General features: G+C 66.4%; 25 protein-coding genes. 17 read left to right on the top strand and 8 right to left on the bottom strand.

The features are described from left to right. Positions 1–13 precede the first annotated feature (13 nt). Together panC and panB are read right to left on the bottom strand one after the other, a co-directional pair. Positions 14–865: a pantoate--beta-alanine ligase gene (gene panC / locus ROH8110_RS15340; protein WP_085818640.1), complete on the bottom strand. Its 852-nt coding sequence runs from the start codon at positions 863–865 to the stop codon at positions 14–16. After that, positions 862–1,689, bottom strand: coding sequence for a 3-methyl-2-oxobutanoate hydroxymethyltransferase (panB, locus tag ROH8110_RS15335; protein WP_085818639.1), 828 nt, complete (start codon positions 1,687–1,689; stop codon positions 862–864). Before panB ends, panC begins: the two co-directional genes overlap by 4 nt. A 196-nt stretch (positions 1,690–1,885) precedes the next feature. Between panB and ROH8110_RS15330 the strand changes: the two genes are divergently transcribed. From ROH8110_RS15330 to ROH8110_RS15305, 6 genes are all read left to right on the top strand, one after another. Then, a complete protein-coding gene (locus ROH8110_RS15330) occupies positions 1,886–3,325 on the top strand; it encodes an ABC transporter substrate-binding protein (RefSeq protein WP_245962886.1) in 1,440 nt (479 codons plus the stop codon). Positions 3,326–3,383: 58 nt separating this feature from the next. Next, positions 3,384–4,331 carry an ABC transporter permease gene (locus ROH8110_RS15325; RefSeq protein WP_085818638.1) on the top strand — a complete coding sequence of 316 codons (948 nt, stop codon included), beginning with the start codon at positions 3,384–3,386 and terminating at the stop codon, positions 4,329–4,331. Continuing rightward, the gene (locus ROH8110_RS15320; protein WP_085818637.1) at positions 4,328–5,146 is read left to right on the top strand and encodes an ABC transporter permease; all 819 of its coding nucleotides are present in this window, start codon (positions 4,328–4,330) and stop codon (positions 5,144–5,146) included. The genes ROH8110_RS15325 and ROH8110_RS15320 overlap by 4 nt, the downstream gene beginning before the upstream one ends. After that, entirely contained in the window at positions 5,143–6,717 is a 1,575-nt protein-coding gene (locus tag ROH8110_RS15315; RefSeq protein ID WP_085818636.1) for an ABC transporter ATP-binding protein, read from the top strand. Before ROH8110_RS15320 ends, ROH8110_RS15315 begins: the two co-directional genes overlap by 4 nt. Then, the gene (locus ROH8110_RS15310) at positions 6,714–7,883 is read left to right on the top strand and encodes a winged helix-turn-helix domain-containing protein (RefSeq protein ID WP_085818635.1); all 1,170 of its coding nucleotides are present in this window, start codon (positions 6,714–6,716) and stop codon (positions 7,881–7,883) included. The genes ROH8110_RS15315 and ROH8110_RS15310 overlap by 4 nt, the downstream gene beginning before the upstream one ends. 114 nt (positions 7,884–7,997) lie before the next feature. Beyond that, complete coding sequence (locus tag ROH8110_RS15305; protein ID WP_085818634.1) at positions 7,998–8,675, top strand: NYN domain-containing protein; 678 nt, start codon at positions 7,998–8,000, stop codon at positions 8,673–8,675. A gap of 46 nt (positions 8,676–8,721) precedes the next feature. On the opposite strand, the gene ROH8110_RS15300 is transcribed toward ROH8110_RS15305, so the two are convergent. Beyond that, positions 8,722–9,681: a KpsF/GutQ family sugar-phosphate isomerase gene (locus ROH8110_RS15300; protein ID WP_085818633.1), complete on the bottom strand. Its 960-nt coding sequence runs from the start codon at positions 9,679–9,681 to the stop codon at positions 8,722–8,724. A 114-nt stretch (positions 9,682–9,795) separates the two neighbouring features. Between ROH8110_RS15300 and ROH8110_RS15295 the strand changes: the two genes are divergently transcribed. Beyond that, complete coding sequence (locus ROH8110_RS15295; RefSeq protein ID WP_085818632.1) at positions 9,796–11,016, top strand: MFS transporter; 1,221 nt, start codon at positions 9,796–9,798, stop codon at positions 11,014–11,016. 12 nt (positions 11,017–11,028) lie between these two features. On the opposite strand, the gene trhO is transcribed toward ROH8110_RS15295, so the two are convergent. Continuing rightward, complete coding sequence (trhO, locus tag ROH8110_RS15290) at positions 11,029–11,943, bottom strand: oxygen-dependent tRNA uridine(34) hydroxylase TrhO (RefSeq protein ID WP_085818631.1); 915 nt, start codon at positions 11,941–11,943, stop codon at positions 11,029–11,031. A 104-nt stretch (positions 11,944–12,047) separates the two neighbouring features. Between trhO and pncA the strand changes: the two genes are divergently transcribed. The 3 genes from pncA to ROH8110_RS15275 are packed head-to-tail and all read left to right on the top strand — an operon-like array spanning position 12,048 to position 14,023. Beyond that, positions 12,048–12,644: a bifunctional nicotinamidase/pyrazinamidase gene (pncA, locus tag ROH8110_RS15285; RefSeq protein ID WP_085818630.1), complete on the top strand. Its 597-nt coding sequence runs from the start codon at positions 12,048–12,050 to the stop codon at positions 12,642–12,644. A 1-nt stretch (position 12,645) separates the two neighbouring features. Then, positions 12,646–13,233: a uracil-DNA glycosylase family protein gene (locus tag ROH8110_RS15280; protein ID WP_085818629.1), complete on the top strand. Its 588-nt coding sequence runs from the start codon at positions 12,646–12,648 to the stop codon at positions 13,231–13,233. After that, positions 13,226–14,023, top strand: a complete 798-nt coding sequence (locus tag ROH8110_RS15275) for an SseB family protein (RefSeq protein WP_085818628.1) — start codon at positions 13,226–13,228, stop codon at positions 14,021–14,023. The genes ROH8110_RS15280 and ROH8110_RS15275 overlap by 8 nt, the downstream gene beginning before the upstream one ends. A gap of 22 nt (positions 14,024–14,045) precedes the next feature. Here ROH8110_RS15275 and ROH8110_RS15270 read toward each other — a convergent pair whose 3' ends face one another. Then, positions 14,046–15,107, bottom strand: a complete 1,062-nt coding sequence (locus ROH8110_RS15270; RefSeq protein ID WP_085819040.1) for a YeeE/YedE family protein — start codon at positions 15,105–15,107, stop codon at positions 14,046–14,048. A 140-nt stretch (positions 15,108–15,247) separates the two neighbouring features. Here ROH8110_RS15270 and ROH8110_RS15265 point away from each other — a divergent pair, with 140 nt between their 5' ends. The 3 genes from ROH8110_RS15265 (at position 15,248) to ROH8110_RS15255 (ending at position 17,844) form a co-directional block, all read left to right on the top strand. Continuing rightward, positions 15,248–16,480, top strand: coding sequence for an MFS transporter (locus ROH8110_RS15265; protein WP_085818627.1), 1,233 nt, complete (start codon positions 15,248–15,250; stop codon positions 16,478–16,480). Positions 16,481–16,503: 23 nt separating this feature from the next. After that, on the top strand, positions 16,504–17,388 hold the full coding sequence (locus tag ROH8110_RS15260) for a 50S ribosomal protein L11 methyltransferase (protein WP_085818626.1): 885 nt from the start codon (positions 16,504–16,506) through the stop codon (positions 17,386–17,388). Between the two features lie 111 nt (positions 17,389–17,499). Beyond that, positions 17,500–17,844 carry a hypothetical protein gene (locus tag ROH8110_RS15255; RefSeq protein WP_085818625.1) on the top strand — a complete coding sequence of 115 codons (345 nt, stop codon included), beginning with the start codon at positions 17,500–17,502 and terminating at the stop codon, positions 17,842–17,844. 83 nt (positions 17,845–17,927) lie between these two features. On the opposite strand, the gene ROH8110_RS15250 is transcribed toward ROH8110_RS15255, so the two are convergent. Together ROH8110_RS15250 and ROH8110_RS15245 are read right to left on the bottom strand one after the other, a co-directional pair. Then, positions 17,928–18,119 (bottom strand): DUF1127 domain-containing protein, encoded by a 192-nt coding sequence (locus ROH8110_RS15250; protein WP_085819039.1) that lies wholly within the window; start codon positions 18,117–18,119, stop codon positions 17,928–17,930. A 165-nt stretch (positions 18,120–18,284) separates the two neighbouring features. Further along, entirely contained in the window at positions 18,285–18,671 is a 387-nt protein-coding gene (locus ROH8110_RS15245; protein ID WP_085819038.1) for a VOC family protein, read from the bottom strand. A gap of 160 nt (positions 18,672–18,831) precedes the next feature. Here ROH8110_RS15245 and ruvC point away from each other — a divergent pair, with 160 nt between their 5' ends. Genes ruvC through ruvB form a run of 3 tightly spaced genes read left to right on the top strand, consistent with a single transcriptional unit; the run spans position 18,832 to position 21,044 of the window. After that, positions 18,832–19,329, top strand: coding sequence for a crossover junction endodeoxyribonuclease RuvC (gene ruvC / locus ROH8110_RS15240; RefSeq protein ID WP_121143722.1), 498 nt, complete (start codon positions 18,832–18,834; stop codon positions 19,327–19,329). Continuing rightward, a complete protein-coding gene (gene ruvA, locus ROH8110_RS15235) occupies positions 19,326–20,012 on the top strand; it encodes a Holliday junction branch migration protein RuvA (protein ID WP_085818623.1) in 687 nt (228 codons plus the stop codon). Before ruvC ends, ruvA begins: the two co-directional genes overlap by 4 nt. Before the next feature lie 3 nt (positions 20,013–20,015). Continuing rightward, the gene (gene ruvB, locus ROH8110_RS15230; protein WP_085818622.1) at positions 20,016–21,044 is read left to right on the top strand and encodes a Holliday junction branch migration DNA helicase RuvB; all 1,029 of its coding nucleotides are present in this window, start codon (positions 20,016–20,018) and stop codon (positions 21,042–21,044) included. Between the two features lie 143 nt (positions 21,045–21,187). On the opposite strand, the gene ROH8110_RS15225 is transcribed toward ruvB, so the two are convergent. Beyond that, on the bottom strand, positions 21,188–21,808 hold the full coding sequence (locus ROH8110_RS15225) for a PRC-barrel domain-containing protein (protein WP_085818621.1): 621 nt from the start codon (positions 21,806–21,808) through the stop codon (positions 21,188–21,190). Between the two features lie 270 nt (positions 21,809–22,078). On the opposite strand from ROH8110_RS15225, the gene ROH8110_RS15220 reads away from it, so the two are divergent. Continuing rightward, a complete protein-coding gene (locus tag ROH8110_RS15220) occupies positions 22,079–22,264 on the top strand; it encodes a PLDc N-terminal domain-containing protein (protein WP_085818620.1) in 186 nt (61 codons plus the stop codon). Positions 22,265–22,334: the final 70 nt, after the last annotated feature.

The following is a 22,334-nucleotide window of genomic DNA, read 5'->3' as shown; positions in this document are numbered from 1 at the left end:
GAGCGGGCGGCGTTCACACTGCGATATTGTCGATCAGGCGCACCCCGGCGAGCCATGCGGCCGCGAAGAGCCGCGCGGGGCGGTCGGGGCGGTCAATGAGCGACAGATCGTCATTGGCGCGGATCTCGAGGTAATCGACGCCGGTGAAGCCGGTCTTTTCCAGCCGCTCGATCGCGGCGCGTTGCAGGGCGTCAAACGCCCCGCCCGAAGCGACGCCCTGCGCCAGGGTTTCCATTTCCTCGTGGAGGCGCGGCGCGAGGGTGCGGGCGCGGTCCGAGAGGAGCAGATTGCGCGAGGCCATGGCGAGGCCGTCGATCTCGCGGATGGTGGGGCAGCCATGCACGGTGATGGGAATGTCCAGATCCGCCGCCATCCGGCGCACCACCTGCAACTGCTGAAAATCCTTCTCGCCAAAGAATGCATCGGTGGCCGCGCTTTGCAGGAAGAGCTTGGTCACGACGGTCGCGACCCCGTCGAAATGGCCGGGGCGGTGGGCGCCTTCCATCACGTCGGTCAGTCCGGCGACCGAGACGGTGGTGGCGAAGCGGTCGGGATAGATCTGATCGGCGTCGGGCACATAGAGGGCATCGACCGAGAAGCGCGCCAGCTTGCGGGCGTCCTCTTCTTCGGTGCGCGGATAGTTCTTGAGGTCGTCGGGATTGTTGAACTGCTTGGGATTGACGAAGATCGTGACGATCACGCGGTCGCAGCTGCGCTTGGCGGCCTCGACCAGCGACAGGTGGCCGTCATGCAGCGCACCCATCGTGGGCACGACGCCGATGGTTTCGCCCGCCCGCTGCCAGGGCGCGGTGGCGGCGCGCAGTTCGGGCAGGGTGCGAATGATGGGGGCAGGGGCCGCGCTCATTGGCCCGGTGCCTTGTCGGCGAAGATATGTTCGGGACCGGGAAAGCGGCGGGCGCGGACATCATCGGCATAGGCGCGGATCGCGGCTTCGCCGTCCTCGCCGAGGGTGGCGTAGCGTTTGACGAATTTCGGCTTGAAGGCGGTGAAGAGGCCCAGCATGTCATCGACCACCAGGATCTGACCGTCGCAATCGACCGAAGCGCCGATGCCGATGGTGGGGATGGGAATGGCGGCGGTGATGCGGTCGGCCAGGCTGGCGGGCAGTTTTTCGAGCACCACGGAAAAGGCGCCGGCATCGGCCACGGCCTTGGCATCGGCCATCAGTGCATCCCCCTGTTCGGCGCGGCCCTGAACCTTGTAGCCGCCAAGCGTGTTGATGGATTGCGGGGTGAGGCCGATATGGGCCATCACCGGCACGCCGCGCGCCACGAGAAAGGCGATGGTTTCGGCCATGTGCCGCCCGCCTTCGAGCTTGACGGCCGCTGCGCCGGTTTCACGCATGAGGCGCGCGGCATTGGCGAAGGCCTGCGCGGGGCTTTCCTCGTAGCTGCCGAAGGGCATGTCGATCACCAGCATGGTTTTCGTCAGTCCACGCGCCACCGCCTGACCGTGCAGGATCATCATCTCCATCGTGACGCCGAGGGTGGAATTGAGTCCATGCAGCACCATGCCTACGGAATCGCCCACCAGCGCGAAGTCGCAGACCCCGTCCATCATTCGCGCCATCGGAGTGGTATAGGCGGTCAGGCTGACGATCGGGGCGGCGCCTTTCATGGCGCGGATATCGTCGGGGAGGGGGGCGGTCTTGCGGGCTGTCGCGCTCATGTCTGGTCACCGGAGCTTGCTGCGTTGCGGCGTCAAATATCAACTCGCCGGTGAAAACGCCACTGCGTTCTGGCCGCAGGGTGCTTGATTGCGCGGGCAAATGCGGGTTCACTGCGGGCGCGGGGCCTCGCGTGGTTCCGCCGAGGGAAGGAGACATGCGATGAAGGTGCTGGCGATGACTGCGCTTGTGGGCGCGATGACGTTTGTGGCCCCGGTTGCGCAGGCAAAGAGCGATCTGGTGGTCGGGCTGCAGCTGGAGCCGCCGCATCTGGACCCGACGAGCGCCGCGGCGGGGGCGATCGACCAGGTGCTATATGCCAATGTCTTCGAGGGTCTGACGCGGTTCGGGCCGGACGGTTCGGTCAATCCCGGCCTCGCGGAAAGCTGGGACATATCGGATGACGGGCGGGTCTATACGTTTCACCTGCGAAAGGGCGTGACGTTTCACGATGGCAGCGCGCTGGATGCCGGGGACGTGGTGTTCACGCTGGACCGCGCCCGCGCCGAGGACAGCCAGAACGCGCAAAAGGCGCTGTTCGCCGGGATCGAAAGCGTGGAGGCGCTGGACGATCTCACGGCCAGGGTGACGCTGGCGCAGCCCGATGGCGGGTTCCTGTTCAACATGGCCTGGGGCGATGCGGTGATCGTGGCGCCCGAAAGCATCGAGAGCATCAAGCAAAGCCCGGTGGGCACCGGCGCGTTCCGGTTCAAGGGCTGGGTGCAGGGCGACCGGATCACGCTTGAACGCAATCCCGATTACTGGGGCGAGGCGGCGCGGCTGGACAGTGCGACCTTCAAGTTCATCAGCGACCCCACGGCGGCCTTTGCGGCGGTGATGGCCGAGGATGTGCAGGCGTTTCCGTTCTATCCCGCACCCGAGAACCTGCCGCAATTCGAGGCCGATCCGCGTTTCCAGGTGCTGGTCGGATCGACCGAGGGCGAGACGATCCTGGCGATGAACAACGCGCTGCCGCCGTTGGACAATCCGATGGTGCGCCGCGCGGTGGCCCATGCAATCGACCGCAAGGCGATCATGGAGGGGGCCATGTTCGGCCTTGGCACGGCGATCGGCACGCATTTCGCACCCCATCATCCCGATTACGTCGATCTGATGTATCTGTCCGATTACGATCCCGAATTGTCGCGCCAGTTGCTGGCCGAGGCGGGGATGGCGGAGGGTTTCACAACCACGCTCAAGCTGCCGCCGCCATCCTATGCGCGGCGCGGCGGCGAGATCGTCGCGGCGCAGCTGCGCAATGTGGGGATCGAGACCGAGATCACTAACCTGGAATGGGCGCAGTGGCTGGAAGAGGTGTTTCGCGGCAAGGATTTCGGCCTGACCATCGTGAGCCACACCGAGCCGATGGATATCGGCATCTATGCGCGCCCGGAGTATTATTTCCAGTATGACAGCCCGGACTTCCAGGCGCTGAATGCGGCGCTGAGCACCGAGACCGACCCCGAGAAGCGTTCGGAGCTTCTGGTTCAGATGCAGACCCGGATCGCCGAGGATCACGTCAACGCCTACCTTTTCCAGCTGGCGGTGCCGACCGTGGCCGATGCCCGGCTGCGCGGGCTCTGGGCGGATGCGCCGACGCAGGCGACCGACCTGACCGGCGTCTATTGGGAGGAGTGAGCGCAAGAGCGCTTCGGGGCGGTTGTCTTTTCGGCGCGATGGAACGGCGGGGCAAGTGATGCTGCAATATGGCGCGCGGCGCGCGATGTCCCTGATGGTTTCGCTGTTGGTGGCGAGTCTCGTGATCTTTTTCGCGCTCGAGATCGTGCCGGGCGATCCGGCGGCCTATATGCTGGGCATCAATGCCGAACCCGACACGCTGGCGGCGCTGCGCGCGGAGCTGGGCCTCGATCGGGCGGCGCCGCTGCGCTATCTCGATTGGATCGGCGGGATGATGCAGGGCGATTTCGGGATTTCCCATACCTATCGCACGCCGGTGGCGGACATGATCGCCGAGCGGCTGAAGGTGAGCCTGCCGCTGGCGCTCTATGCGTTGGGGCTGAGCACGCTGATCGCTTTTCCTGCCGGGATATGGGCCGCGCAGAGGCGCGGATCGGCGGTGGATCTGGGGGTGATGGGGGTCACGCAGCTGGGCGTGGCAATTCCGAATTTCTGGTTCGCCATGCTGATGGTGCTGGTATTTGCCATCAACCTGCGCTGGTTCAGCGCCGGGGGGTTCGCTGGCTGGGAGGCGGGCATCGGCGCAGGCCTGAAAAGCCTGACCCTGCCCGCGGTGGCGCTGGCGCTGCCGCAGGCGTCGATCCTGACGCGGGTGATGCGCTCGGCCCTGCTTGAGACGCTGGGCGAGGATTATATCCGCACCGCGCGTGCCAAGGGGCTGACGCGCGGGCAGGCGTTGCGCGGGCATGCGCTGCGCAATGCGATGATCCCGGTGCTGACGATCATCGGCTTGCAGTTCTCGTTCCTGCTGGCGGGGGCGATCATCATCGAGAATGTCTTTTTCCTGCCGGGGCTGGGGCGGCTGGTGTTTCAGGCGATCAGCGCGCGCGACCTCATCGTGGTGGAATCGGTGGTGATGCTGCTGGTCTTTGCGGTGATCGTGGTGAATTTCGCGGTCGATATGGCCTATGCCTGGGTCGATCCGCGGCTGAGGGGGCAGCGATGAGCCGGACCGGGCTGATCCTGGGCGCGGTGTTGACGCTGCTGTTCACCGGCGCGGCAATCCTGTCGCTGGTCTGGGTGCCTTACGACATCGAGGCGATGCGTATCGCCGAGCGGATGCAGCCGCCCGGCGCGGCGCATCCGCTGGGCACGGATCATTTCGGGCGTGACATCCTGAGCATGATCATGGTGGGTGCGCGCACCTCGATCGCGGTGGCGCTGGTGGCGGTGGGGATCGGCATGGGGCTGGGCGTGCCGCTGGGCCTGCTGGCGGCGGCGCGGCGGGGCGGCTGGCTGGACGAGATCATCATGCGCGGCAATGACCTGATCTTCGCCTTTCCCAGCCTGTTGATCGCGGTGATGATCACGGCCGTGTTCGGCGCGGGCGCGGTGAATGCGATCATCGCCATCGGGATCTTCAACATCCCGGTCTTTGCCCGGCTGGCACGCGGTGCAGCGCTGAGCCTGTGGACACGCGATTTCGTGCTGGCGGCGCGGGTGGCGGGCAAGGGGCGGCTGCGGATCAGCGCCGAGCATATCCTGCCCAACCTCGCCAACCTGCTGATCGTGCAGGGGACGATCCAGTTCAGCCTTGGGATCCTCGCCGAGGCGGGGCTGAGTTACGTGGGTCTGGGCGCGCAGCCGCCGATCCCGAGCTGGGGGCGGATGCTGGCGGACAGCCAGACGATGATCTCGATGGCACCGCATATGGCGCTGTTTCCGGGGCTGGCGATCCTGCTGACGGTGCTGGGGCTGAACCTGATGGGCGACGGGCTGCGCGACTGGCTGGACCCGCGCCTGCGGAGGGATGCGCGATGAGCCTGTTGCGGATCGAGGCGCTGGGCCTGTCCATTCACGGGCACGAGGTGCTGCGCGATGTGTCGCTGCATGTCGATCCCGGCGAGATCGTCGGGGTGATCGGCGAGAGCGGCTCGGGCAAGTCGATGACGGCGCTGTCGGTGATGCAGCTCTTGCCGCGGGGCGCGCGCTGCGAGGGGCGCGTGATGCTGGCGGGGCAGGATGTGCTGAGCCTGCGCGAACGCGCGCTTTGCGGGCTGCGCGGGCAGGCGGTGGGCATGGTATTCCAGGAGCCGATGAGCGCGCTCAACCCGTTGCAGACCATCGGCGCGCAGGTGGCGGAGACCATCCTGATCCACGAGCGCGTCGGGCGGCGCGAGGCGATGATGCGCGCCGCCGAGGCGCTGGAGCGGGTCGAACTGCCCCCCGAACGGGTGGCGCTGTCGCGCTATCCCCATGAACTGAGCGGCGGGCAGCGCCAGCGCGTCGGCCTTGCGATGGCCATCGCGCTGCGCCCGCGCCTGTTGATCGCGGACGAGCCCACAACCGCGCTCGATGTGACCACGCAGGCCGAGGTTCTGAAGCTGCTGAAGCGGCTGGTGCAGGAGGATGGCATGGGGCTGATGCTGATCAGTCACGACCTTGGTGTGGTGGCGGGCATGGCCGAGCGGATCGTCATCATGCGGCAGGGTCGCGTCGTCGAACAGGGGCGTTTCGGCACGCTGGCGCATCCCTATTCGCGCGCGCTTCTGGAAGCATCCGACCATGTGCCCGCGCGCCCGGCCCACGAGGGGCAGGCGCCGCTGTTGCGGGTTTCCGAGGTGGTGCGCGCATATCCCGGAAAGCGGAGCGGCTGGCGCGGGCGCGCGGCCCCGGTCCGGGCCGTCGATGGCGTGAGTTTCGACATCAGGCAGGGCGAGAACCTTGGGCTGGTCGGTGAATCGGGCTGCGGGAAATCGACATTGGCGCGCGCGATCCTTGGTCTTGAGCCTGTCGAGGACGGGCGGATCGAACTGGACGGCCAGCCGGTTTTCGACGGGCATGGCGTGAACCGCGCGGTGCGGCGGCGGATGCAGGTGGTGTTCCAGGACCCCTATGGCAGTTTCAACCCGCGCTGGAGCGTCGCGCGGCTTGTGGCCGAGCCGCTTTACCTGCTGGATGATCCCCCGAAGGACGCTGCGCGCAAGGCCGCCGTGGCCGAGGCGCTGACCAGTGTCGGGCTGAAGCCCGAGGATGGTGCGCGCTATATCCACGAGTTCAGCGGCGGGCAAAGGCAGCGCATCGCGCTGGCGCGCGCGTTGATCATCCGCCCCGATCTGATCGTGCTGGACGAGGCGGTGAGCGCGCTGGATGTGTCGATCCGCGCGCAGATGCTGGACCTGCTGGCCGATCTGAGCACGCGGCTGGGGCTGACCTATCTGTTCATCAGCCATGATCTGAGCGTGGTGCGCAATGTCACCGACCGGGTGCTGGTGATGCAGGACGGACGCATCGTGGAAGAGGGCGCGACGGCGCAGGTATTCGAGGCACCGCGCCATCCCTATACGCGCCGCCTGATCGCGGCGACGCCGCGCTTGCCGGTGTCGGCATGAGCGCGCTGGCGATCCCGAATGGCGATGCGCGCCGATTATGGCTCTGGAGCAACGGGCTGACGGGCGCGCCGGGCGGGAAGCCCGATGTGATGGGGATCATCCGCGCGCTGGGCTTCGTGCAGATCGACACGATCCGCAACGTGACGCGCGCGCATCATCATATCGTGTGGTCGCGCAACCAGTCCTATCGCGAGGGGATGCTGTGGCCGCTGCTGCGCAAGCGTGACCTGTTCGAGCACTTCACCCATGATGCCTCGCTTCTGCCGATGGAGGTGCTGCCGCTCTGGCAGCGCCAGTTCCGTCGTCTTGGCGAGAAGGTGGCGCGCGCGGACTGGTATCGTTCGGGGCTGGGGCAGGAGGAGATCCGCGCCATCCATGCGCGGATCGCGCGGGAGGGGCCGCTTTCGACCCATGCGTTCGACAGCGCCGCGCCGGGGCGGCAGATGTGGGCACGCCCGGCGCACAAGAAGGCGCTGGATCAGATGTGGTATGCGGGCGATCTGGCGACCAGTCACCGCGAGAATTTCGTGAAGTTCTACGATCTGGGTGAGCGGGTGTTTCCGCGCATCGAGGCGCTGCCTGACCACGAGGCGATCGACGCGCTGTGCGAGGGGGCGCTGGAGCGGCTGAGCCTTGCGACAGGTGGTGAGGTGCAGCGGTTCTGGGACGCGGTAAGTGCTGCGGAGACGCGCGACTGGCTGGCGCGTGCGCGCCTCGTACCATTGCGGGTCGAGGGCGCGGACGGGCGCTGGCAGGACGGCTGGGGCACGCCCGATATCGAGGAACGGCTGGCGCGTGCGGGGGATGCCGCGGGCGGGTCCGGGTCGCGGATGCGGCTGCTCAATCCGTTCGATCCGGCGATCCGCGACCGGGCGCGGCTGCAACGGCTGTTCGGGTTCGAGTATCGCAACGAGATGTTCGTGCCCCCCGCCAACCGGCGCTGGGGCTATTACGTCTATCCGCTGCTGGAGGGTGTGCGTTTCGTCGGGCGCATCGAGCTCAAGGCCGACCGGCGCGAGGGTGTGATGCGCGTCAGCGGGTTCTGGAGCGAGCCGGGATCGCGCTGGGGTCAGGGACGCGTGGCGCGGCTGGATGCGGAACTGGTGCGGTTCGCGCGCCTTGCCGGGATCGCGCGGATCGACTGGAACGTGCCGCGACCGGGCTGAAGGGGTTGGCGGGGTAAACGCCTGTGCCACAGCAGTTTCTTGATGGTGCCCAGTTTCGGCCACAGCGGGTGGGTCATATTCAAATGCGGTCACACTGAATGCTGTGGAAATCACATGAACAACCAACGTATCGCTGTCATGGTCGATGGTGACAATATCAGCGCGAAACACGCGGCACGGATACTGTCCGCCTCTGCTGCACTGGGTCGTGTCGATGTCGCGCGGGTCTATTGCGCGGGCTGCCAGAGTTCCGATTGGCTTGCGACGCCGGGTTTTCGCGCGATGCATTCCGGTGCCGGCAAGAACGCGACGGATCTGCTGCTGAGTATCGATGCGATGGAGCTGGCGCTGGTGGGCGAGATCGACGCTTTCGTCGTTGCGGCATCCGACCGGGATTACACCCATCTGGCGCATCGGTTGCGCGAACATGGGCGGCATGTTCTGGCGCTTGGCGAGGACAAGACGCCCGAGAGCTTCCGCCTTGCCTGTAGCGCTTTCGTGACCTTGCCCTGCAACACGGGAAGCGCGGCTCCGGCGGTGAAGGCGAACGCAGTGTCGGAGCTGGACCAGAAAATTCGCGCCGTGATCGCCAAGCACAGCACGAATGGCTGTGGCATGAAGATCGAGGGACTCAGCGCCAAGATGCGTTCCGAGCATGGCACGCAGATCAGCAATTATCCCGAGAAGAACTGGCGCGGTTACCTGACGGCGAGACCCAAGCTTTACGAGATCGGTCCGCGCGGGCCGGGTGCGATGGTCCGCTTCCGGCCCGAGGGGTTTGCTGGCAACTGACCGGCGGCATTGCGTGACGCGGGGGCCCGTGGCCGCCCGGTGTCGATCAGGCCACGCCGGCGCGCAGGGCGTCGTGGATGTGGACGAGGCCGCGCAGCGTGCCGGAGTCGTCGACGGCGAAGAGGGCGCTGATCTTGTTGGCGTTCATCACGCCGAGCGCCTCGGAGAGCAGGGCCTCGGGCGCGATGGTGCGCGGGCCGCGGGTGGCGACCTCGCCGGCCTTGCGCTGCATCAGGTCGTCGAGGTTGCGCCGCAGGTCGCCATCGGTGATGACCCCGGTGAGGCGGCCGTCGGTAACCACGGCGGCGACGCCGAAGCCCTTGGCCGTCATTTCCAGAAGCGTGTCGCCCATTGCCGTGTCTTCGGCCACGATGGGCAGGGCGTCGCCGGTATGCATCACCGAGGAGACCTTGAGCAGCTGCGCGCCGAGCGTGCCGCCGGGGTGGAAGGCGAGGAAGTTCTCGCGCTCGAAGCCGCGCAGGCGCATCAGCGCCACCGCCAGCGCATCGCCGAGCGCCATCGTGCAGGTGGTCGACGTGGTCGGCGCCATGCCGATGGCGCAGGCCTCGGGGGCGTCGGGCAGTTGCAGCAGGTGATCGGACTGCAGCGCGAGCGTGCTGCCCGCCTTTTTGGTGATGCCGATCAGCGGGATCGAGAAGCGCCGTGTATGGGCGATGATATCCGCGAGTTCGCGGGTTTCGCCGGAATTCGAGATCAGGATCACCGCATCCTGTGCGGTGATCATGCCAAGGTCGCCGTGGCTGGCCTCGCCGGGGTGGACATATTGCGCAGGCGTGCCGGTGCTGGCCATGGTGGCGGCGATCTTGGCGGCCACATGGCCCGATTTGCCCATGCCCGACACGATCACCCGCCCCGGCACCGCCAGCAGGAGATCGACGACAGGGTCGAAGGCGGGCGGCAGCGCGTCGCGCATGGTGGCGAGCGCGGCGCGCTCGATATCCAGGACATCGCGGGCGATATCGGTGGGGCGGGGCGAGGAGGTCATGAAGGCCGGCTCCGGTTGGGTTGCCCGAGGTCATAGCGCGCGCATCGCTCAAGGCCAAGCCCAAGCTGTGAAACGCGCTGGCATCCGCGCCCGCGCGACACTAACGTCGCCCCCATGAGTGATGCCGATATCCTTGACAGCCGCCACGCCTGGGCACGGCTGGCCATCTCGCTGCTGATCGCCACGATCGGCAATGTCGGGATGTGGGCGATCATCGTGATCATGCCAGCGGTGCAGGCCGAGTTCGGGATCGACCGGGCCGATGCCTCGCTGCCTTATACGCTGACGATGGTCGGTTTCGCGCTGGGCAACCTCTTGATCGGGCGGGTGGTGGACCGGTTCGGCGTGGCGGCGGCGCTGGGCGCGGCGGCGGTGCTGATCGGGGCCTCGACCGGGCTGGCGGCGCTGAGTCCTTCGGTGCTGGTGCTGACGGTGCTGCAATTCGTCATCGGTTTCGGCACGGCAGCCTGTTTCGGCCCGCTGATCGCCGATATCTCGCTGTGGTTCCTCGAGCGGCGCGGGATCGCCGTGGCCATCGCGGCCAGCGGCAATTACCTGTCGGGCGCGATCTGGCCGGTGATCCTGGCGGGGGTGCTGGCGGAACAGGGATGGCGAGCGGTCTACATGGTGCTGGCGGCGGTCACGGTGACGACGATGCTGCCGCTGGTGCTGTTGCTGCGCCGCCGCCTGCCGCTGGCGGCGCGCGAGCGCGCCGACGCGGCGGCGTCGCTGCGCGCGAAGGCGGCGGGGTTCCCGCCGCGGACGCTGATGCTGATGCTGGGGCTGGCGGGTGTGGGGTGCTGCGTGGCGATGTCGATGCCGCAGGTCCATATCGTCAGTTTCTGTGTCGACCTGGGCTACGGCCCGGCGGTGGGCGGGCAGATGTTGTCGCTGATGCTGCTGGGGGGCGTCGCGTCGCGGCTGGTATCGGGACTGATCGCCGACCGGCTGGGCGGGGTGCGCACGTTGCTGATCGGATCGGGCCTGCAATGCCTTGCGCTGTTTCTTTACCTGCCCTCGGGGGGGCTTGTGTCGCTTTACATGGTCAGCCTTGTTTTCGGGCTGGCACAGGGCGGGATCGTGCCGAGCTACGCGCTGGTGGTGCGCGAATACATGCCGAGCCAGGAGGCGGGCCGGCGCGTGGGATTCGTGCTGATGGCGACGATACTGGGCATGGCGCTGGGGGGCTGGATGTCGGGCTGGATCTATGACGTGACCGGCAGCTACACGATGGCCTTCGTGAACGGGATCGCGTGGAATTTCCTCAATATCGGGATCATGGTTATGATCCTGTTGCGCACGCGGCCGCGCCGCGAGGTGGCGGTCGCGGCCTGAGACCGTCGGCCGTCAGCCTTCGTGAACGATCCTGATATGGCGCTCGCCGCGCGCTTCGGCGAGGGCGATCTGCTTCTGGCGTTCGCGAAAGCGGTCCTTGGCGTCGTCGTCGGTTTCATCGATGCAAAGATGGCAGGACACGCCGTGTTCGTATTCGGGGCGCGACCTGTCGGCAGGCAGGATCGGGCGGCGGCAGGCAAAGCAGAGTTCATGCGGCCCTTCGGCCAGCCCGTGCCCGACCGAGACGCGCCCGTCGAAGACGAAGCATTCGCCCTGCCATGTGCTGTCGCTGGCGGGCATGTCCTCGAGATATTTCAGAATGCCGCCCTTGAGGTGATAGACATCCTCCACCCCCTGACCCAGCAGGAAGTTGGTGGATTTCTCGCAGCGGATGCCGCCGGTGCAGAACATCGCGATGCGCTTGTTGTGAAAGCGGTGCTTGTTGGCCTCCCACCATGCGGGAAAATCGCGGAAGGATTCGGTGCCGGGGTCGATGGCGCCCTCGAATGTGCCGATGGCCACTTCGTAGTCGTTGCGCGTGTCGATCACCGCCACATCCGGCGCGCGAATGAGGTCGTTCCAGTCAGCGGGTTCAACGTAATGGCCAACGCGCGCGCGCGGGTCCACGTCGGGCTGGCCCATCGTGACGATCTCTTTCTTCAGCCGAACCTTGAGGCGGCGGAAGGGCTGGTCGGCGCTGGTGCTTTCCTTCCACTCCAGATCGGCGCAGCCGGGCAGGGCGCGGATATGGTCAAGCACCGCGTCGATCCCGGCGCGTGGCCCCGCGATGGTGCCGTTGATCCCCTCATGTGCCAGCAGAAGCGAGCCGGAGATGCGCTGTGCCTCGCACAGGTCGAGGAGCGGGCCACGGATGGCCGCGGGATCGGCAAAGCGGGTGAAGTGGTAAAGCGCGGCGATGGTATACATGCGCCGCGATGTAAGCGGCGCCGCGCATTTGGGCAAGTGCGTAAAGTGGCGCCATTGACGCGGGGCGCGGTGCTGCCTACCCCTTGAAGGAAAGGAGATGTCCCATGACCCAGGCCCTGATCGTGATCGACATGCAGAACGATTTCTGCCCCGGCGGCGCATTGGCGGTGCCCGAGGGCGACGGTATCGTGGCGGGCATCAACGCCCTGATGGATGATTTCGCTTCGGTGATCCTGACGCAGGACTGGCACCCGGCGGGGCATTCATCATTCGCTTCGGGCCACGAGGGGATGGAGCCGTTCGAGATGATCGAGATGCCATACGGCGCGCAGGTGCTGTGGCCGGACCATTGCGTGCAGGGCAGCACGGGCGCGGCGTTCCACGCCGATCTGGACACCACGCGCGCCGACATGATCCTGCGCAAGGGGTATCGCGCGCAGATCGACAGTTATTCGGCGTTTTTCGAGAATGACCGGGAGACCCCGACCGGCCTGCACGGCTATCTTCAGGAGCGTGGGATCAGCCATTTGACGATGGCCGGGCTGGCGACGGATTTCTGCGTTGCCTATTCGGCGATGGACGGTGCGCGGCTGGGCTATGACGTGGTGGTGCGCGAGGGGCTGTGCCGGGCGATCGACCTTGACGGTTCGCTCGAGGCGGCGATGGACGCGATGAAGGATGCCGGTGTGCGGATCGCCTGAGATGCCGGGCCTGATCGACGAGATCGAAGCCTGCCGGTTATGCGCGGCGCGATTCGAGCAGACCGAGACCGCCCATGCGCCGCGCCCGGTGGTCTGGTTTCGCCCCTCGGCCCGGATCCTGATCGCGGGGCAGGCGCCGGGGGCGCGGGTGCATCGCTCGGGAAAGCCCTTTGACGACCCGTCGGGGGATCGTCTGCGCGACTGGCTGGGGCTGAGCGAGGCCGCGTTCTATGACAAGGAACAGGTGGCGATCGTGCCGATGGCGTTCTGCTTTCCGGGGTATGATGCCAAGGGCAGCGACCTGCCGCCGCCCGCGATCTGCGGGCAGACCTGGCATGATCGGGTGATGGGGCGGCTTGACCGGGTGCGGTTGCGGGTGATCGTGGGCGGCCATGCGCAGCGCTATCATCTGGGGACGCGCGACAGTGTCACCGAGACGGTGCGCAAATGGCGGGACCATGCGCCGCGGCTCTTTCCCTTGCCGCACCCGTCCTGGCGCAATACGGCATGGCTGAGGCGCAACCCGTGGTTCGAGGCCGAACTGCTGCCGGTGCTGCGCGCCCGCGTAAGAGAGGTTCTGGATGGCTGAGGAAACGCTGCTGGATGCGGCGCATCAGGCGATGGAGGCCGCGCCCGAGGACGGGCAGGCAAGGCTCGCATTCTACGAAAGGCTGGCGGCGGGCGAGTTGTTCCTGTTGCTGGAAAGCGAGGACGAGGGCGAGGAGGGAACGGTTTCGCCCAGGGTCTTCACGATCGAGGGGCAGGGCTATGTGCTGGCTTTCGACCGCGAGGAGCGGCTGGCGCGTTTCGCCGAAGGCCCGGCGCCTTATGCGGCGCTGTCGGGGCGCGTAATCGCCGGGATACTGGCGCCTGAGGGGCTCGGCATGGGGGTCAACCTCGAGGTGGCGCCTTCGGCCATCCTGCTGCCGCCCGAGGCGGTGGCGTGGCTGCATGGCACGCTGTCGCAGGCGCCCGATGAGACCGAGGCGCGCGCGCAGTCCTTTCATGCGCCCGCCGGTCTGCCCGAAAGCCTCCTTGGGGCGCTCGATGCGCGGCTGGCGTCGGCGGCAGGGCTGGCGGAGCTGGTTTACCTTGTGGGCGTCACATATGAGGGCGGCGCGAAGGGGCACATGCTGGGCATTGTCGATGCGGTGCCGGGTGCCGAGGGCGCGCTGGCGCGGGCGGTGGCGGATGTGCTGAGCTTTTCGGGGCTTGAGGCGGCGGCGCTGGACGTGGCGTTCTTTCGCGGCTCCGACCCGGTGGCGGCGCGGCTGGCGCGGGTGGGATTGCGCTTTGATCTGCCAAAGGCGCAGGAGGCGGCGCAGACCCCCGGCGCTTCGCCGGGGATGGATCCGGACCGCCCGCCGCGCCTGAAGTAAGGGGTGCGCGGGGTGGCCTGGTTCAGGCCGGTTGGCGCACGCCGCGTTGATCGACGGTGAGGTCGGTCATCATGGCGCCGATCCACATACACAGGAGCGCAAGCCATGCGGTGCCCGCGAAGACCGAGCCGCCGGTGACGCCGTTGCCGATGGCGCAGCCGCCCGCCAGCATCCCGCCAAAGCCCATCAGCGCCGCGCCAGTGAGCGAGCGGCGCATGTTGGCCTCGTCCTCGAACCCCTGGAAGCGGAACTCGCCCGCGAGCCATGCGGCCAGGAACGATCCGAGGAACACGCCCGGCACCAGGCCGACATCGAATTCGAGGATCGCGGTGTGGTCGAGGAAGAACATCAGCGTGCTGGCCGAAGGGCCGGTGAAGGTTGCGCTTTCGACCGGCAGCGGGTCGAAGGCGACCTGCGAGAGCGCGTAGGTCGACACCCAGCCGACGGCCACGGCGAAACCGACGCCGGAGGCGAAGATCATGCGCCAGATGCCGATGCGGTTATGGGCCGAGACCGCCAGTGCGATGCCCGCAACGATGATCCCGAAAACGAGCCCGGCCATGTTGGGCAGGCCGAGGAAGGCCAGAAGGTCCATGTTCTGTCCGCCCGAGGTGACCCAGAGCGCGGCCAGCGAATCCCGTGTCGAGGCAAGCCAGCCCGAGAGGCTCATCTGTGCGACCACGGCGAAGACCAGCCCGGAGACCACCGAGCGCAGGTTGCCGGTGGCCGCCAGCACCAGAAGCCGACCCGAACAGCCACGCGCCAGCACCATGCCGACGCCGAAGATCAGCCCGCCGATCACCGCACCGGACCAGCTGCCGGGAATGGCCATGATGCGCGCATCCTGGGCGCGGAACAGGCCCAGATACTGCGCGCCCTGCACCCAGACCACGGCGGTCGAGAAGGTCAGCAGCCACACCGCCACCTTGTCGCCCATGCGGCCACGGGCGAATTCCACGGTTGCCGCCCGCAGGCAGAACCGTGACCGCTGAGCGGCTACGCCGAAGATCACGCCGGTCAGCAGGCCCAGAAGAGCGGCAGCCGGGGCCTCGCCGATGCGTTCGACCAATGCAAGAATATCCATTTCGCGCGCCTTTCGTATCTGGGCAGGGGGCATCGCATGCAGGGATGCGAATGTCTTTGATCCAGATCATCGCGCCGGACAACAGGAAAAATCCCGCCCATCCTCTCGCCAAGGCGAGTCGTTGGGCGTAAAGGATTCGCATGACGAAGACATTTCCCCTGGCCGATGCGCGCGATTTGCCGCTGTGGCGGCGTCCGGTGACGCTTCTTTTCCTGATGGCGGCCGCGATGCCGGTGGCCTTTGCCACGTGGTCTGCGCTGCTCAACAACTTCGTGATCGAGGCGGCAGGGTTCGACGGGTCGGATATCGGCTGGCTGCATACGGTGCGCGAGATTCCGGGCTTTCTGGCGGTCGGGGTGATCGCGATCATCATCTTCATGCGCGAACAGGTTCTGGGGCTGGTGTCGCTGACACTGTTGGGCGTGGCGACGGCGGTCACGGCGTGGTTCCCGAGCCTTGGCGGAATCCTGACCATCACCATGCTGAGTTCGATCGGGTTTCACTATTACGAGACAGTGAACCAGTCGCTGCAGCTGCAATGGATCGACAAGCTGCGTGCGCCGCAGGTGCTGGGCTGGCTGATCGCCGCCGGGTCGGGGGCGACACTGATCGCCTATGTGCTGATCGTGATGACCTGGGAATCCTTCGGGCTGAATTACAACGCCGTTTACCTGGCCTCGGGCGGGTTCACGGCGGCGGTCGCGTTGTTCTGCCTTTTCGCATATCCGCAATTCGAGGCGCCCAATCCGCAGATCAAGCGGATGGTGCTGCGGCGGCGCTACTGGCTGTATTACGCGTTGCAGTTCATGGCCGGGGCGCGGCGGCAGATCTTTGTCGTCTTTGCCGGGTTCATGATGGTCGAGCGCTTCGGCTTCGAGGTGCATGAGGTGACGGCGCTGTTCCTGATCAATCTGGTGGCCAACATGATCTGCGCACCGCTGTTCGGGCGGGCGGTCCATGCTTATGGCGAGCGGCGCACATTGCTGTTCGAGTATGCCGGGCTGGTCGTGGTGTTCCTGGCCTATGGCGGCATCTACATGTTCGGCTGGGGTGTGGCGCTGGCGGCGACGCTTTACGTGGTCGACCATCTGCTGTTCTCGCTTGCGCTGGCGCTGAAGACCTATTTCCAGAAGATCGCCGATCCGGGCGACATCGCGCCGACGGCGGCGGTGGCCTTTACCATCAACCACATCGCGGCGGTGTTCCTGCCGGCGCTGCTGGGTTATCTTTGGCTGGTCTCGCCGGCGTCGGTTTTCGTGCTGGCGGCGGGGATGGCGACATTGTCGTTCATGCTGGCGCTGCTGATCCCGCGCCACCCGGTGCCGGGACATGAGACCATCCTGAGCCCGGCCGCGCCGGCACCTGCCGAATAACCCAAAGCTGAACGGATACGTCCATGACCACCTTTACCGCGCTCACCACCCTTGCAGGCCAGGACGCCGCCGAGGCGCTTGCCGCCGATCTCGAGACGCTGGAGCCCGCGCCCACGGGTGTTGGCATCTTCGAGATCGAGGACGGCGCGGGGCGCTGGGAGGTGGGCGGCTATTTCGATGAGGCGCCCGACCGTGCGGGGCTCGAGCTGTTGGCGGCGATGCACGGGGCGCGCCCCTTTGCGGTGTCGGAACTGCCCGAGATGGATTGGGTCGCCAAGGTGCGGCGCGAACTGGTGCCGGTCGAGGCGGGGCGGTTTTTCGTCTATGGCAGTCATGACGCCGACAAGCTGCCCGCTGGCGCAGAGCCGTTGCTGATCGAGGCGGCGATGGCCTTTGGCACCGGGCATCACGGCACGACGCAGGGGTGTCTGCGGGCGCTGGACCGGCTGGCGGAGCAGGGTTTGGGCGCGCGTTCGGTGATCGATGTGGGTTGCGGCACCGCGGTTCTGGCGATGGGCGCGGCAAGGGTCTGGCCGCGTGAGACCCTGCACAGCGTGCTGGCCAGCGATATCGACGAGGTTGCGGTCGAGGTCGCGAAGGCGAATGTGACCGCCAATGGGCTGGACGGGCGCGTGCGCTGCATCGAGGCCACTGGCGTGGATCATCCCGAAATCGCAGCCGCTGCGCCCTTTGACCTGATCTTCGCCAATATCCTGAAGGGGCCGCTAATCGACATGGCGGGCGACCTGACGGGGCTATTGGCGCCGGGGGGGCGACTGATTCTCTCGGGGATTCTGAATGAGCAGGCGGATGAGCTGATCGAGGTTTATCGCCGGGCGGGAAACAGTCTTGAATATCGCGAAGAGATTGGCGACTGGACGACGACAACGCTGCAGCGAAACAGCTGAAATCGTTGAATGAATTTGGCCGAATTGTGGCATCTGCCATAGTATGGCTGTAATTCGCATCTACGTTAACCGATCATTATATTCGAGGCCCACCCCCGGTGGGAAATTGCCATGTCGGATGTCTTCAGAGATTTTGATGAGCGCATAAGCCGCCTTTCGGCCAAGCATGAAAAGCTGCAACGCGGCTATGTCGGTCAGATCACACGCGACGGGTTGATCGTGTTCCGCCCCAAGCGGCGCAGGCTGAGCCTCTCTCCACGCGGTCTGGCGCTGGTGGCGATCGGCTTCGTCTTCTTCAAGTCGGTGATCGTGGCGCATCTGGGTCTTGAAACCTATAGCGAGCGCATCGCGGCGCTGCAGGATGGCACGATGGTCGAACAGGCCGGCGCCTTCATCATGCAGCCGGACCCGGCGACGCAATGGGCCGCCGCCAAGATGCGCCCCTACTTCCGCTGAATTCCCAACGGATCAACCAGAACGAAAAAGCCCCGCGCAGGTGACCTGACGCGGGGCTTTCTCTTGAGTGGTGGTCTTTCGTTTCAGAGGCTGCGCGACACATGGTCGATTTCGCCGCGGCTCAGCCCGATATCGTCAAGTTCGCGGTCGCTGAGTTGCGACAGTGCGGCACGGGTTGCGCGCTGGTCGTTCCAGGCGATGACGGCTGCGACGAAGGGTGCGAAAAAGCCCCGGAAACCCGAAACATGCGAGCGGTTGGATGTGATGACGGCCATGATCTTGATCCTCAATACGGCGTATATGCGTGTGTCTGTTTTCTGAAACTGCACGTATGGCAGGCATATGGCGCTGACAAGCGACCATTTCTGCATAATCCTTATGCGTCTTTTGCATGGGTCGGTTCGCGGGCCGTTCCGGCAGGCGCGCGCAAGCCGGTGTTGTCAGTCGTTACAGCGCGCGATTTCGATCAGGTTCCCGTCCGGGTCACGGATATAGAGCGACGTGATCGGGCCGAGCGCGCCAGTGCGTGCGACGGGGCCTTGTTCGATCAGCACTGCGGCGGCAGAGAGCCGCGCGGCCACGTCCTCGATGGGCAGTTCGGTGATGAGGCAGAGATCGGCCGAGCCGGGTGTGGGCGCTGCGGCCTTCGGTTCGAACTCATGGCCCGCTGCGTGGAGGTTGATCTTCTGGCGGCCGAAGCGAAGCGCCTTGCGGCCCTGCGCGAATGTGACGACCTCGAAGCCGAGGAGGCGGCTGTAAAAGGCGCAGGTCGCGTCGATATCGGCGACGGTCAGCACGAGGTGGTCGATGCGGTCGATCGGGATCATGGCTGTCTCCGGGCTGTGGCGGGCAGGCGGCGCGGCCAATCTGACCGCGAAACGGTGCGGGGGCAAGCCGGGGGCGCATGCGGGTTCGGCGCATTCCGCTTGGTCTTTGTTCTCGTTTCGTGCTAGTGCTGGCACAAAGCAATAAGGACGGGGCAGTCTGATGCGGGTTTTGGGAATCGATCCCGGCTTGCGCAACCTTGGATGGGGCGTGATCGATGTGGAGGGCAGCCGCCTTGCCCATGTCGCGAACGGTATCTGCCATTCGGAGGGCGCAGATCTGGCCGGGCGGCTGTTGTCGCTGCACCGCCAGCTGACCGAGATCGTGGCGCGCCATGCGCCGCAGGCGGCGGCGGTGGAGCAGACCTTTGTCAACAAGGACGGGGCGGGCACGCTGAAACTGGGCCAGGCGCGGGGGATCGCGATGCTGGTCCCCGCGCAGTTCGGGCTGACGGTGGGGGAATATGCGCCCAATACCGTCAAGAAGACCGTGGTCGGTGTCGGCCATGCCGCCAAGGATCAGGTCGCGCATATGGTGCGCGTGCAACTGCCCGGAGTCGAACTGGCGGGGCCGGATGCCGCCGATGCGCTGGCGATCGCCATCTGTCACGCCCATCACGCCCGCATCCCCGCCGCGATGGCCCGGAGGGTGGGCGCATGATCGGGCGCGTTGCGGGGCGGATCGATTATGCCGCGGGCGATCACGTTCTGATCGATGTGCGCGGCGTGGGCTACCTTGTCTATTGTTCTGAGCGCACGCTGCGCGCGCTGCCGGGGGCGGGCGAGCATGTGGCGCTTTATACCGATCTGCTGGTGCGCGATGACCTGATGCAGCTTTACGGCTTTCCGACGCTTCTGGAAAAGGAATGGCATCGCCTGCTGATGAGCGTGCAGGGCGTGGGCGCCAAGGCGTCGCTGGCCATTCTGGGCGCGCTTGGCCCGGATGGCGTGGGGCGCGCGATTGCGCTGGGCGACTGGAATGCGGTGAAGGCCGCGAAGGGGATCGGCCCCAAGACCGCGCAGCGCGTGGTCAACGAATTGAAGGACAAGGTGCCCGAGGTGATGGCGATGGGTATGGCCGCCGCGCCGCAGGCATCTCCTGCGCCGTCCGCCGCCGCGCCGGATGACGACGGCGAGGTGATCGAGGCGGCCAGTGCACCCGCGCCCAAAGCGGCGCGCCCGCGTTCGGACGCGCAGGCCGAGGCGCTGTCGGCGCTGACCAATCTGGGCTATGCGCCGGGCGAGGCGGCGGGTGCCGTGGCGCAGGCGGCGGGCGACGATCCGCAGGCCGAAACCGCCGCGATGATCCGCGCTGCGCTCAAGCTGCTGGCGCCGAAAGGGTAGATCATGGAAAGCCCGGATCCCACGCTGCGCCCCGACCCGCTGCCCGAGGATGGCGATCGCAGCCTGCGCCCGCAGGCGTTGAGCGAGTTCATCGGCCAGGCCGAAGCGCGCGCCAATCTGCGCGTCTTCATCCAGTCGGCGCGCCAGCGCGGCGAGGCGATGGATCACACGCTGTTTCACGGGCCGCCCGGTCTGGGCAAGACGACGCTGGCTCAGATCATGTCGCGCGAATTGGGGGTGGGGTTCCGGATGACATCGGGGCCGGTCCTTGCGAAGGCGGGCGACCTGGCCGCGATCCTGACCAATCTCGAACGAAACGACGTGCTGTTCATCGACGAGATTCACCGGCTGAATCCGGCGGTGGAAGAGGTGCTGTATCCGGCGATGGAGGATTTCGAGCTGGACCTCGTGATCGGCGAGGGGCCGGCGGCGCGCACGGTGCGCATCGAGTTGCAGCCCTTCACGCTGGTCGGGGCGACGACGCGGCTGGGCCTGCTGACCACGCCCCTGCGCGACCGGTTCGGCATCCCGACGCGGCTGCAATTCTATACCGAGGACGAGCTGCACGAGATCGTCACCCGCAACGCCACGCTGATGAAGGCCCCCGCCGAGGACGAGGGCGCGCGCGAGATCGCGCGCCGGGCGCGCGGCACGCCGCGTATCGCCGGGCGCTTGCTGCGCCGGGTGGTGGACTTCGCCGTGGTCGAGGGCGACGGGCGCATCACCCGCGCCCTGGCCGACAATGCGCTGACCCGGCTGGGGGTGGATCATCTGGGGTTGGACGGCGCGGACCGGCGTTACCTGCGCCTGATCGCCGAAGCCTACCAGGGCGGGCCGGTGGGCATCGAGACGCTGAGCGCGGCGCTGAGCGAGAGCCGCGATGCGCTGGAAGAGGTGATCGAGCCGTTCCTGCTGCAACAGGGGCTGATCCAGCGCACGCCGCGCGGGCGGATGCTGGCGCAGGGGGGGTGGCACCACCTGGGCATGGCCGCGCCCAATGCGCAGGGGCAGACCAGTCTGTTCGGGAAATGAGCGGCCTGGAGTTTCGCGGGCGAGGGCCGGGGGGCCAGCCCCCGGACCCCCCGAGGTATTTCCGGCCAGATCAAGCGGCAAAACGAAAAACGCCCCCGCAGGTGAATGCGGGGGCGTAGATTTGTCGAGGGGTCGCCGGGGCGTTAGCTTGCTTCCCAAGCTTCCATGTTCTCGAGCTCTTCCTCGCTGAGGGAGGTCGAGGCATGCAGCGCATCCTCGGTCTCTCCACGGCTGAAGGTGACCTCGCTGAACTCCACGGCGACGGGTTTTTCACCGATGCCGAGGAAGCCGCCGACGTCGATCACGACCTTGGTGATTTCACCGTCGTCGCTGACCACGAGATCCGCGATTTCGCCCAGGCTTTCGCCCGTGGGACCGTGAACGGCAAGGCCTTCCAGATCCTCGGCGGTAAGGGCGGCACGGTCATCGGCTGTCAGTTCGCTGGCATCCATCGAGCCTTCTGTCATGTCGGTCTCGGTGGTGTCCATCGCGCTGTCGGAGGTGTCCGCGTCAGCCGCGCCGGTATCGGCCGTGCCCATGTCGGCGGAGCCGCTATCGGCAGTACCGCTGTCGGCTGCGTCCATGTCGGTGGAGCCGGTATCGGCTGTGCCGGTCGCGGACTCTTCGGTCGCGGTTGCGTTGCTGTCGGCCGTGCCCTCGATCTGGGTCTGGTCGGTGGTCTCTTTGTCGGTGCTCTCCGATTGAGCAAGAACCGGAGACGCGGCCAGTGCGACGATTGCCGTCGTTGCGAGAATGCGTTTCATGTTCAGTCTCCTGTGCAAGTGTCTTGTCGGCACCGCGGTTCGCGGCGTCGTGACCTATCAACATTGCGAGCGGCGAAAGGTTTCTTCGGTTCACGAAAAAACCGTGAAATTTACTGCGGAACTCTGAGAGGCGGGAAGCGTTCTTCATGCGCGGGCCCGAGCATTGTGGTGCGGCGGCGCGGGCCATGTCCGCAGTCGCGCCGAGCGATGCGGATGGTCGGAAACAAGAACGAGCGATGCGGATGGTCGGAAACAAGAAGGAGTAGCACCATGCTTGAGATCAGTGGAATCGGCGGGATCATCATTCTGATCCTGGATATCTGGGCCATCGTGTCGGTGGTCGGTTCGGCGGCGTCGACAGGAAAGAAGGTGCTTTGGGTCCTGTTGATCCTGCTCCTGCCATTGCTTGGCTTCCTGATCTGGCTGATCGCCGGGCCGCGCTCGGCAGCGGCCTGAGGCGCGGCGAGAAAAAAATCGCGCGGCAAGGGAACCGGTCGCCCGCCCGGGCGTTGAGAGGATGAAGCCA

It is taken from the genome of Roseovarius halotolerans (assembly GCF_900172255.1).
In the GTDB taxonomy this organism is placed as follows: domain Bacteria; phylum Pseudomonadota; class Alphaproteobacteria; order Rhodobacterales; family Rhodobacteraceae; genus Roseovarius; species Roseovarius halotolerans.
This window is presented reverse-complemented; position numbering and strand designations above follow the sequence as displayed.